Source organism: Micromonospora sp. KC207 (genome assembly GCF_004348615.1).
Taxonomy (GTDB): Bacteria; Actinomycetota; Actinomycetes; order Mycobacteriales; family Micromonosporaceae; genus Micromonospora.
In genome coordinates this window covers 1-10,845 of sequence record NZ_SMKJ01000248.1, presented here as the reverse complement: position 1 = coordinate 10,845, position 10,845 = coordinate 1, and the positions used below count along the sequence as shown (strand labels likewise).

At 73.4% G+C, this 10,845-nt stretch carries 11 protein-coding genes and 1 pseudogene; 5 read left to right on the top strand and 7 right to left on the bottom strand.

Going from position 1 to position 10,845, the window contains the following annotated elements; genetic code table 11:
* Window positions 1-176: 176 nt before the first annotated feature.
* Window positions 177-1,514, top strand: a complete 1,338-nt coding sequence (locus E1258_RS25030; RefSeq protein WP_132405422.1) for an MFS transporter — start codon at window positions 177-179, stop codon at window positions 1,512-1,514.
* Here E1258_RS25030 and E1258_RS25025 read toward each other — a convergent pair.
* Entirely contained in the window at window positions 1,504-1,932 is a 429-nt protein-coding gene (locus tag E1258_RS25025) for a DUF2267 domain-containing protein (RefSeq protein WP_132405420.1), read from the bottom strand. The two genes, E1258_RS25030 and E1258_RS25025, sit on opposite strands and share 11 nt — an antisense overlap.
* A gap of 452 nt (window positions 1,933-2,384) precedes the next feature.
* On the opposite strand from E1258_RS25025, the gene E1258_RS25020 reads away from it, so the two are divergent.
* Genes E1258_RS25020 through E1258_RS25005 form a run of 4 tightly spaced genes read left to right on the top strand, consistent with a single transcriptional unit; the run spans window position 2,385 to window position 5,845 of the window.
* On the top strand, window positions 2,385-3,299 hold the full coding sequence (locus E1258_RS25020; protein WP_132405418.1) for an ABC transporter ATP-binding protein: 915 nt from the start codon (window positions 2,385-2,387) through the stop codon (window positions 3,297-3,299).
* Complete coding sequence (locus tag E1258_RS25015; protein ID WP_132405416.1) at window positions 3,292-4,173, top strand: ABC transporter permease subunit; 882 nt, start codon at window positions 3,292-3,294, stop codon at window positions 4,171-4,173. Before E1258_RS25020 ends, E1258_RS25015 begins: the two co-directional genes overlap by 8 nt.
* Window positions 4,170-5,129 carry an ABC transporter ATP-binding protein gene (locus E1258_RS25010; RefSeq protein ID WP_132405414.1) on the top strand — a complete coding sequence of 320 codons (960 nt, stop codon included), beginning with the start codon at window positions 4,170-4,172 and terminating at the stop codon, window positions 5,127-5,129. Before E1258_RS25015 ends, E1258_RS25010 begins: the two co-directional genes overlap by 4 nt.
* A 5-nt stretch (window positions 5,130-5,134) precedes the next feature.
* Window positions 5,135-5,845 carry an ABC transporter permease subunit gene (locus tag E1258_RS25005; RefSeq protein WP_132405412.1) on the top strand — a complete coding sequence of 237 codons (711 nt, stop codon included), beginning with the start codon at window positions 5,135-5,137 and terminating at the stop codon, window positions 5,843-5,845.
* 655 nt (window positions 5,846-6,500) lie between these two features.
* Here the strand turns inward: E1258_RS25005 and E1258_RS25000 are convergent.
* The 6 genes and pseudogenes from E1258_RS25000 to E1258_RS24975 all read right to left on the bottom strand — a co-directional run.
* A complete protein-coding gene (locus E1258_RS25000; RefSeq protein ID WP_132405410.1) occupies window positions 6,501-7,178 on the bottom strand; it encodes a hypothetical protein in 678 nt (225 codons plus the stop codon).
* A 111-nt stretch (window positions 7,179-7,289) separates the two neighbouring features.
* A pseudogene (locus tag E1258_RS24995) lies at window positions 7,290-7,922 on the bottom strand (DUF72 domain-containing protein); the annotation flags it as partial.
* 49 nt (window positions 7,923-7,971) lie between these two features.
* Window positions 7,972-8,370, bottom strand: a complete 399-nt coding sequence (locus E1258_RS24990; protein ID WP_132405408.1) for a TraR/DksA C4-type zinc finger protein — start codon at window positions 8,368-8,370, stop codon at window positions 7,972-7,974.
* Between the two features lie 135 nt (window positions 8,371-8,505).
* On the bottom strand, window positions 8,506-9,144 hold the full coding sequence (locus E1258_RS24985) for a uridine kinase (RefSeq protein WP_132405406.1): 639 nt from the start codon (window positions 9,142-9,144) through the stop codon (window positions 8,506-8,508).
* A gap of 89 nt (window positions 9,145-9,233) precedes the next feature.
* Window positions 9,234-9,836 carry a winged helix-turn-helix domain-containing protein gene (locus E1258_RS24980; protein ID WP_132405404.1) on the bottom strand — a complete coding sequence of 201 codons (603 nt, stop codon included), beginning with the start codon at window positions 9,834-9,836 and terminating at the stop codon, window positions 9,234-9,236.
* A 332-nt stretch (window positions 9,837-10,168) separates the two neighbouring features.
* A partial coding sequence (locus tag E1258_RS24975; RefSeq protein WP_305847277.1) for a winged helix-turn-helix domain-containing protein occupies window positions 10,169-10,845 on the bottom strand: 677 nt, incomplete at its 5' end.

Below are 10,845 nucleotides of genomic sequence, written 5' to 3'. Positions count from 1 at the left end.
CCCCCACCCAGCCCTCGCCCGGCACCCGCACCCGCGGACTTGCACTTTCGGCCCCGCCCTGGGCGTTCCGCACCCATCCGTCAGGGCCGCAATCGCGAGATCGGGCAGCCATCCCACACCTTCCCGAATATCGGTACGGAAATCCTTTATGTTGGGACGACGGCTAGGGTCGGAGGATGGCCGACTCCCGACGGTGGGTCATGCTCGGCATCGGCACCGCCGCGCAGACCGCGGGCACCCTCTACCTCTACGGGCTGCCGTTCCTGCTGCCCGCGCTGCGCCGCGCCACCGGCCTGCCACTGTGGGAGTTGGGCCTGCTGGTGGCCTGCCCCAGCCTCGGCATGGTGCTCGCCCTCATCGGCTGGGGCGTCGTGGCCGACCGGCGGGGCGAGCGCCTCGTCATCGGCCTGGGCCTGACCGGCGGGGCAGCGTTTTTGGCCGGTGCCGCCCTCGCCGACGGACCGGCCCTGTTCGTGCTGCTGGCCCTCGCCGGGGCCGCCGGCTCCGCCGTGTACGCGGCCAGCGGCCGGGTGGTGACCGGGTGGTTCGCGCCCGGCGAACGCGGGCTGGCGATGGGCATCCGGCAGACGTCGCAGCCGCTGGGCGTGGCGGCTGCCTCGGCGGTCCTGCCGGTGCTCGCCGACTCCGGCGGCCCCGGGCTGGCGCTGCTGGTCGCCGCCACGGTCTCCGCGCTGACAGGGGTCGTGGCCGCTCTGCTGCTGGTCGACGCGCCGAGATCCGCCCACACCCGCTCGCCCAGAACCGCCACCGACACAGACACCGGCACCGGCTCGCCCGACGCCGGCACCGGTGCGCGGCGGACTCAATCGCCATACCGGTCGCCGACGCTGTGGCGGGTGCACGGGGCGAGCGCCCTGCTGGTCGTGGCGCAGTTCGTCGTCGGCGCGTACGCCCTGGACTATCTCGTCACCGAACGCGGCTGGCCGGCGCGGACCGCCGGGCCGTTGATCGCGGGGGCGCAGCTCGTCGCGGCGGCAGCCCGGGTGCTCGCCGGCCGCTGGTCCGACCGGTCCGCCCACCGGCTCCGGCCGCTGCGGATCATCGCCGCCGGCACGGCCGCCGCTCTTGGCGCGCTGGCGCTCGCCGAGGCCCTGCACCTGTCGTTGGCGGCCCCGCTGCTGCTGGTCGCCCTCGTCGCCACGGTAAGCTGGCACGGCGTCGCGTACGCGGCCGTCGCGGACGCCGCCCCCGCGAGCTGGGCGGCACGGGCCACCAGCACCCAGACCGTGGTGCAGAACGTGGCCGCCACGGCGACCCCGCCACTGTTCGGGCTGGCCGTCGCGGGAGGCGGCTTCGGGCCGGGGTTCGCCGTCACCGCGGTGTTCCCGCTCGCCGCCGTGGCGGTGCTGCACGGCATCACCACCGACGCGCACCGGCACAGCATCCACGCCCAGGCATCCGCCGCCCGACGCGGGTGCCATCTCCCGGACACGACGCGGCCGACCGACCGCTGTCGGGGTCGGCCGGCCGGCGTCCGGGTCGTCAGGGAATGAGCTGACCCAGGTCCCGGGGCATGACGGACCGGACGTCCTCCCACTCCCCCTGGGTGACGTGCCGGCGCAGGGTGTCCAGCACCACCTGGACCACGCGCTCCGGGCCGCCCTCCACGTCGTACGGGAAGCCCTGGCGGACCTCGTAGAGGAAGTCGTCGCGGTTCAGCTTGATCGGCACGTTCGACGGCTGCCAGCCGTCGAAGTAGATGCCCCGCAGCAACACCGGCAACTGCGCGGCGAACTCCACGCTCTCCTGCACCGGCATCCGGTCACGCAGCAGGTGCAGCACCGTTCGCAGGGCCGCGTACGACTGGTTTCGCTGCTCCTTCGGCCAGCCGTACGCCGCCTCGATGTCCTTCAGGATCAGGTTGGTCTTGTCCAGCGAGCTCTCGAACGCCGAGATCAACTGCTCAGCCATCTGCCCACCCCCGTAGGTCGGTCGTCCAGTTGTCGGTGGCCTTCACCGTCGGTCGTCTTCGCGGCGCGGCGGCCCGGCCGGGCCCCGCCACTGCGAGGTGAGGCCCCCGCGGCCCGACCACGCCCGACCGGGGCGCGGGCCACCGGGTGACCCGACCACGTGCAGCACGCCGCCACGCCGTCGAACCGTCGTGTCCCGAACCGTCATGCTCCGCACCTCCGTACCTGTGTGCGCTGTCGCGCCCGTTCTCCCGCCGACCGGCCACGGCCACGGACACGGACACGGACACGCCCATGCTGCGCCCGGCGAGGGCTACCCCGCCTCACTCTCTCCGGGTGACTTCCCTGCGACGCGACCCCGGGGACCTTAGGGGCACCCGGCCGGGAAGATCAGGGACCCGCAGGGGGCGGGCCGTCGCTCACGGATGCCCCCCGGTCCCTACGCTGTACGACGTGACACTCATCGCGACCGAGTCGCTGACCAAGACGTACGGGGGTCAGGTCACGGCGTTGGCCGACCTGACCGTCGCGGTCGAGCCGGGGATCATCGGGCTGGTCGGCGCGAACGGCGCCGGCAAGTCGACCCTGATCAAAATCCTGCTCGGTCTCCTCGCTCCGACCAGCGGCCGGGCCCTGGTCCTCGGCCTCGACCCCACCACCGACTCCGCCCAGATCCGCGCCCGGGTCGGCTACATGCCCGAACACGACGCCCTGCCACCGGACCTCTCCGCCGCGGAACTGGTCACCCACCTCGGCCGGATCAGCGGTCTGCCGCGTACGGTCGCCCGGGAGCGGGCTTCCGAGGCGCTGCGGCACGTCGGGCTCTACGAGGAGCGCTACCGCCCGGTCGGCGGCTACTCCACCGGCATGAAGCAGCGGGTCAAGCTCGCCCAGGCCCTCGTGCACGACCCCGACCTGCTGCTGCTCGACGAGCCGACCAACGGCCTCGACCCGGCCGGCCGGGACGCGATGCTGGCGCTGGTGCACCGCATCGGCACCGAGTTCGGCATCTCCGTGCTGGTCTGTTCGCACCTGCTGGGCGAGGTGGAACGGATCTGCGACACCCTCGTCGCCATCGACGGCGGGCGGCTGCTGCGCGCCGACCGCATCTCCGCCATGACCTCCGCCACCGACGTGCTCGCCGTCGAGGTCAGCGAGGGCACGGAGGAGCTGGCCACCCGGCTGGCCGCGCTCGGCCTGCCGGTCCGCCGGGACGGCCGGCTGCTGCTGGTCGAGCTCGTCGACGACGCCACCTACGACCTGATCCTCGGCGCGGTCGCCGAGCTGGACCTGCCGCTGCACCGGCTGGACCAGCGCCGGCACCGGGTGGCCGAACTCTTCGCCACGAGGGAGCCCAGCCATGCCTGAGCCGACCGGCGTCATCCACGACATCGGCTACCAGCGTTACACCGGGCCCCGGCTGGGCCGCCGGGCCGTTTTCGGCGCGCTCTACCTGCACGGCCTGCGGACGGCGTTCGGGCTGGGGCGCAGCGCGAAGGCCAAGATCTTCCCCTGGCTGCTGGTCGGCATCGTCACGGCGGTCGCCGCCGCCCTCACCGCCGTCCGCGCCCAGATCGGCGAGGCGGTGATGACGTACGCCCAGTTCGCCGACAACATGAGCTGGCTGGTCATCTTCTTCGTCGCGGTGGTCGCACCCGAACTGGTCTCCCGTGACCTGCGCAGCGGGGTGCTGCCGCTCTACTTCTCCCGGCCGCTGCCGCGCTCGGACTACCCGGTGGCCAAGCTGCTGGCACTGGCGACCGCGCTCTGGTTACTGCTCGGCGGGCCGCAGTTCGTGATGTTCCTGGGTGCCGCCTTCACCAGCGGTGACGGCATGCGCGGAGTCTGGAACGAGCTGCTCGACCTGCTGCCGAGCCTGCTCTACGCCGGGCTGTGGGCGGCGGTCTTCGCCTCGGTCGGCCTGCTGGTCGCCTCCCTCACCGGCAAGCGGGCGTTCGCGGCCGGTGCGGTCGTGGCCGTGTTCCTGATGACCACGCCGATCGTCGGCACCCTGTCGATCATGCCCTCCCGGACGGTCAACGAGCTGGCCTTCCTCGCCTCGCCGTCGACGCTGGTGGGCAGCGTGGGCACCTGGGCGCTGGGTGACCTGCTGGTGTCCGAGGGCCGACGTGATGTCCCGATCGGCGACTTCGGTCCCGTCTACGCGGTCGCCGCCGTGCTGCTCGTGGCCGGCTGCGTCGCCCTGCTGCTGCGTCGATACCGGAAGGTGGCCGCGCGATGACCACGATCAGCGCCGACCAGGCGGTGGGGACACCCACGGCCGTCACCAGCACCCTCGACCTCGCGGGCGTCTCCCGCTGGTACGGCAACGTGGTGGCGGTCAACGACGTCAGCATGAGCCTCGGCCCCGGGGTCACCGGGTTGCTCGGCCCGAACGGCGCGGGCAAGACGACCCTGCTGCACATGATGGCGGGCTTCCTGGCCCCGTCGCGCGGGGTGGTGACGCTGGACGGCCGGCCCACCTGGCGCAACCCCGAGGTCTACCGCCGGCTCGGCCTGGTCAGCGAGCGGGAGGCGGTGCACACCTTCCTCACCGCGTACGAGTTCGTGCTGGCCAGCGCGAAGCTGCACCGGCTGCCGGACCCGGCGGGGGCGGCCCGCCGGGCGATCGCCCAGGTGGAGATGGAGGGCGCGCAGGACCGCCGGATCGGCACGTATTCGAAGGGCATGCGGCAGCGTGCCCGGGTGGCCGCCGCGCTGGTGCACGAGCCACAGGTGCTGCTGCTCGACGAGCCGTTCAACGGGATGGATCCGCGTCAGCGGCTGCACATGATGGAGCTGCTGCACCGCCTCGGCGACGCCGGCCGCACCATTCTGTTCAGCTCGCACATCCTGGAGGAGGTTGAGCAGGTCTCCGGCACCGTCCAGGTCATGGTCGCCGGCCGGCTGGCCGCCTCCGGTGACTTCCGCACCATCCGCCGGCTGATGACCAATCGGCCGCACGTGTTCACTGTGCACTCCACCGACGACCGGGCGCTCGCCGTGGCGCTGATGGCCGAGGCGTCGGTGACGGGTGTCGAGCTTGGTCGCGCCGGGTTGACGGTGCGCGCCGGCGACTACGGCGCGTTCACCCGCGTGCTGCCGAAGATCGCTCTGCGAATGGGCGTCCGGGTGCGACAGCTGGTCCCCGAGGACGAGTCCCTGGAGAGCGTCTTCTCCTACCTGGTGGAGGCCTGAACCCCATGTCTACCGTTTCCTGGATCACCCTGCGCGGGCTGTTCGGGCGTCGCCGCTTCCTCCTGCTGCTGCCGCTGCCGGTGGTGCTGATCGTCCTGGCGGTGCTCTCCCGGTCGCTCGGGGTCACCCCGCGCGAATGGGCCCCACCGGTGCTGGTCGGTCTCGGCCTGGCCGTGGTGCTCCCGGTCGTCGCCCTGATCGTCGGCACCGGCGTGTTGGGCGCCGAGATCGACGACGGCACGGTCGTGCACATCCTGACCAAGCCGCTGCCTCGCTGGCAGATCGTGCTGCCCAAGCTGGCGGTGGCCACCGGCGTCACCGCGGTCACCGTCGCCGTGCCGCTCTACGCCGCCGGCCTGCTGGCCGACTCCGCACGTCTCGGCCTGGCGCTCGCCGCCGCGTCGGCGGTCGGCGCGCTGGCGTACTCGGCGCTGTTCCTGGCGCTCAGCCTGCTCACCCGCCGGCCGGTGCTGCTCGGCCTGGTCTACGTGCTGATCTGGGAGGGGCTGCTCGGCAGCGTCGTCAGCGGCACCAGGGTGCTCTCCATCCAGCAGTACGTGATCACCCTCGCCGACCGGATCACCCCCACGGAGCTGCTGCTGGGCGACGTCTCGGTGCCGGTGGCGGCGGTGATGAGCGCGCTGATCAGCGTGGGCTTCACCGTGCTGGCGATCGACCGGCTCCGCTCGTTCAGCGTGGCCGGCGAGACGAGCTGACCCCGCCCGTCAGGGGCAGCCGCGCCGGTCGCGTGGGCGGATGCCGGGGTTGGTCCCGGCGGCGAGGTCGAGCAGGCGGCGGAGCCGGTACGACAGCACCCCTCCCTCGTCGAGGGGAGCATCAACTCGCCGGGCTCGGCCCCGCCCACGGCGAGCACGAGCACCGGCCCCGCGCCGGGCACGAGCGCCTGCGCCAGCGCCACGTCGGCGCGGGCGTCGGCGGCGCAGGGGCCGGCGGGTGACCCGGGCGACCGCGGGGTCAGCGGAAGCCGCGCGGCTCGGTGCCGTCGCCTCGCGGCGCAGCCGTCCCGGTCGCACCAGCGGGGATGGGCGTCGCCGGGCGGGTCGGCCAACCCGCCGGTCGGGTACCGGTAGACGTGCCCGCAGGGCCGGCCCACCTCGGAGACGCGCGCCACCGGATGGGCCGACCAGCCCAGGATGCCGTGGACGACGCCGAGGTTCAGGTGCGCACCAGCCAGGACACGCTGCGCCAGGCGCGGCGAAAACTCGCCCGGAGCGATCGTGGCGCAAGCCCGCTCCGGCACTCGGATGCGCGACCCCGTCGCCGCCACAGGCCTGTCCCGTGAGTGGATCCGCACCCTCCTGCGTCAGGCCGGCGTCGAGCCCGACTAGTTCACGGAGCCCGGCCGACCGGTCACCGGCCAGAACCCTCCGCCGCGCCGTCGGGGGTGAAGGCGCCGCCACCCGAATCGGAGTCCAGGTAGACATGCTGATGGCCATGGCCGGCGTCAATGTTGACCTGATCGAGCTGGGTGGCCGCGACCGACCAGGCGGCCGCCGCTTGGGCTGCCTGTCGTTTCGCCAGTTCCGTCAGAGCGGCCCGTTGGGCGGGCGGCCCGGTAACAGCGAGGAGATACGACTCGACAGCCAGGGACGCCTGCTCGACGGCGCTGTGCAGTCCCCCGCGCGTCACATTGGTGGCGGTAGTGCCCGACGGAGGATTGGCGAACGGCTCCGCTGCCCGAAGCAAGGTCTGTCGCCACTGGCGGGCCTGTTCGGCACCTGGTTGCCGACTGTCTGACGGGGCCGCCCGGACGGCGCTGAGAATGGGAGAGATTTCCTCACGAAGGCGCCGGGCCGTTGTCGTCAGCTCGGCGATCTGCTGGCCGTCACGCTGCGCCTCGGCCTTGCGCATGTCCGCGACAGCCGATTCGACGCCGTCCGGTCGACCAGCCGTGTAGCCGGTGGCGCCTCCCACGAAGGCGGCCGCGAGCCCGACCGCCGCGACGACGACGGCCAGACGCGCTACCCGGCGGCGGCGCGTGTCAGGCGTCGAGAGCAGGTAGGAGGGCTTGCCGGTACGGCGCGGCACGGCATCTCCTTGGGCCGAGGGAAACTTGTTGGCAGCCTAGCTTTCTCAACTGGCGTTGGTCGATACCCCGCCGCGAGCTGACGCCGCCCACCGTCAACTGCCCCCGTCCAGCAGCACCGGGGGCACCGAGGAACGGTGGCCCTGCGGCATGTCCACGCAGACGTACGCCAGCTCGTGCTCGCGCAGGAAGCCCAGCGTCTCGTCGCGGTTGGCCCCGTCGAACCAGGAGGCGTGCCGGAACTCGTACACCGGCCGCAGGGGCGCGCACCGACGGGCCACCTCCAGCAGGTACTGCTTGTTGTCCCGCTTGATGGTGAACCACGGCGGGAACTGGAACAGCAGCGCGCCCAGCCGGTTCGCTTCGACGAGCGGGTCGAGGGCGGACAGGAACCGGGTCCACACCTCCTCGTACGCCTGGGCGGGCAGGTCGTCGGGGTAGACGTTGCGCTTGTCGGTGTCCGGCCGCAGGTCCTTGTAGAGCGCGGAGACCCGCGTCGGATGCCCGGTCAGCAGGCTGAACGCCTTGACGTTGAAGGTGAACCCGGCCGGGGTGCGCTCGGCCCACAGCCGGGCCGTGCGTTCGGCCGGCGGCGAGTAGTAGGTGGCGTCGACCTCGACCAGGGGAAACTGCTTCGCGTAGTACGACAGCCGCTTCTCCGGGGTGTCCGCCGTCTGCGGGTACCAGCCGGAGTCGAGCAGGGTCCGGTCGGTCCAGGACGCGGTGCCCACCTTGATCTCACCCATGGGTGGAGTGCACCGCGTCCACACCCGACCGGCAACCGAAACGGCCCGCTCAGGCGGCCCGGCGCTCCCGGTTCTGCTTGCACGTGACGCAGGCGGTGGCGGAGGGGAAGATCTCCAGCCGCTCCACCGGGATCGGAGCCGCGCAGCCCTCGCAGAAGCCGTACGTGCCCTCGTCGAGCCGGCTCAGGGCGTGCTCGAACTGCGCCCGGCGGTCGAGGATGGTGCGCAGCAGCGACTGCGCGGTGTCCCGCTCGGCGGTCTTGGTGCCGCTGTCGGCCTGGTCGTCGCCGGCGGTGTCGCCGACCTCCACCAGCCGCAGCACCTGGCTCTGCAGCACCGCCTGCTCGTACTCGGCGGAGAGCTCGTCGTAGCGAGCCCGCAGGGACGCCCGGATCTGGTCGGTGTCCACCTGCGATCGGCCGGTGGCTACCGTGTCGTGGACGAGCATCGCTGCCTGCCTTTCGTCGCCTGGTGCGCCGGGGCGGTCCCCGGCGGGGTCGGTACGGTATGCGGGCGGAGACCACCCGCGCTGCGTGAGGCGACCGATTACCCACGGACCGGAGGGCTCAAACCGCCGGATTTGTCACGCTGCGGCCTCGGGCTCCACGAGCGCGGGGCGGCGGGGGTCGTCGACGCGGACCACCACGTCGGCGAAGCCGGCCGGGGCGACCTCCTCGGCGTACCGGGCGAAGGCCGGCAGGGTCCACCGCAACGCGGGGTCGGTACGCCGGGCCAACGCGTCCGGGGAGAGTTCCAGGTGCACGGTGAGGTCGACGGGGAGCCCGCCGCCGAGCAGGAACGCCCCACTGACCAGGACGACGCCGTCGGGCGGCAGCGTGACGTAGGCGGCCCGGCTGGCCCGGTCGGTGCGCGGGTCCCAGAGGGAGGGCAGGATCCGGCCCGAGCCGCCGGGGCCGGCGGGGTCGAGGACCTCGCGGCGCAGCCCGGGCTCGTCGATCCAGCCCTCGTAGTAGGCGTCGGGATTGGTCCGGCCGTACTCCAGCCGCAACGAGGCCGGGCGGAGGAAGTCCCCGGCCCGCACGTGCAGCACCGGGCGGCCGAGGGCGCGCAGCGGGTCGACCAGCGCGGCGGCCAGGTCGTCCGGGGCCGCCGCCGGGGCCCCGTCCACGGCGACGCGGAGCCGGCCGGGCGGTTCGGCGGCGACGAGCCGCTTGGTCAACTCGGTGACGAGTCGCTCGGGGGAGATCGGTCGCACGCGCATCCGACCATCGTGCCCGGTCGCCGGGCGCGACGCCGGCCGGGCGTGGACTCCGGCCGGACGGGCGGGTTGGTGGATCCCGGCCGGGCCGGTCAGCCGCTGCGGTCGATGGTCACCCGGGCGTCGTCGGCGAGCCGGTAACCGACGCCGTAGACGGTGGTGACCAGTGGGACGTCCACGCCGACCTTGCCGCGTAGCCGGCGCACGTGCACGTCGACGGTGCGGACCCCGGCGTGTTCGTACCCCCAGACCGCGTTGAGCAATTGCAGCCGCGTGAACACCCGCCGCGGATGGGCGACCAGGTGCAGCAGGAGGTCGAACTCCAGCCGGGTCAGGGGCAGCGGCTCGCCGTCGCGCAGCACCGACCGGGACGACGCGAGGATGTGCAGCGCCGGGATGGTCGGGGCCAGGGGCCGGGACGGCGTGCGCCCGGCCGGCACCTGATCGGGCCGGCGCTCGGGGGCGGGGCCGGTGGTGATGATCGCCTCGCCCCGTTCCAGCATCTCCCGGGCCGCGTCGAGCAGGCGGCGGGCCGCCGGGGTCAGGGACTCCTCGGCGACCAGCGGGATGCTGAACGTCACGGTGAGCACCGGCGTGGCGTTGGTGGGCCGGCGCTGGCCGCCGGGGGGCCGACCGGGCACCGCGGGTTGAGACGTATGCCATCCGGCGCGCGGCGATGCGGGGCTGACCGACATGGTCCTCCTTGGCTGGTCCGGGTATCTCCCCACGGCCCGGGATGCCGCTGCATCGATGCTTCCCGGCGCCCCGGTGACGGTCAAGGGGGGGCTACGTTGCATGAATGTGACAATTGACGAACACATCGGAGCCGGATGCTCGCTCTGCGTACGAGGTCTGATGATTACAGCAGAGTCACCATGATCGTGGGATACGGGGGGGTACCTGCGCGACCGGCCCGATGCGGTAGGGCCGCAAGGCGACCGGCCAGGCGGCACGGGCGTCCGACGAGCGGACGCGGCGCACCCCAGAAGCGGGGTACGCCGCGTCACCGCCGACAAGGCGGGCCGCCTCAGCAATGCGGGTCCACGCTGACCCGGGCCTCGTCGGCGAGCCGATAGCCGACGCCGTAGACGGTGGTGACCATCGGGATGGTGCTGCCGAGCTTCGCGCGCAGCCGGCGCACGTGCACGTCGACGGTACGGGCGACGGCGTGCTCGTAGCCCCAGACGTTGCTGAGCAGCTGAGGGCGGGTGAAGACCCGGCGGGGATGCGCGGCCAGGAAGTACAGCAGGTCGAACTCGATGCGGGTCAGCGGGATCACCCGTGCCCCCCGCCGCACCACCCGGGAGGCGGCCAGGATGCGCACCTCGTCGGGGTCCTCAGGCGGCGGCGGGGCGGCGGCGAAGACCCGGGGCGCGGTCGGGCGCGGCCCCGCCGGGTCGGCCGCCGCCGGGCGGAACTCGACCGGGTGGGGCCGGCGCGCCGACGGGGACCAGGGCTTTGCCTCCGTCCGGCCCGGCTGCTCCGCGGAACCGGTCAGCAGCGCCCCCTCCCCCGACTCGGCCAGCTCACCCAGTAGCTCGGCGAGGCGGGCGAGGCGGGGTGTCAGCTGCCCGGGCGCGAGCTCGACGGTGACGGTCAGCGTCGGAGCGGGCCGGGGTGTCCCGGCGACGGGACCCGGACCGCCCGGCCCGCCGGCGTGTGGTCGGGGCGGCACTGGGGGGCCCGCTCGGGCCGGCCCAGCGG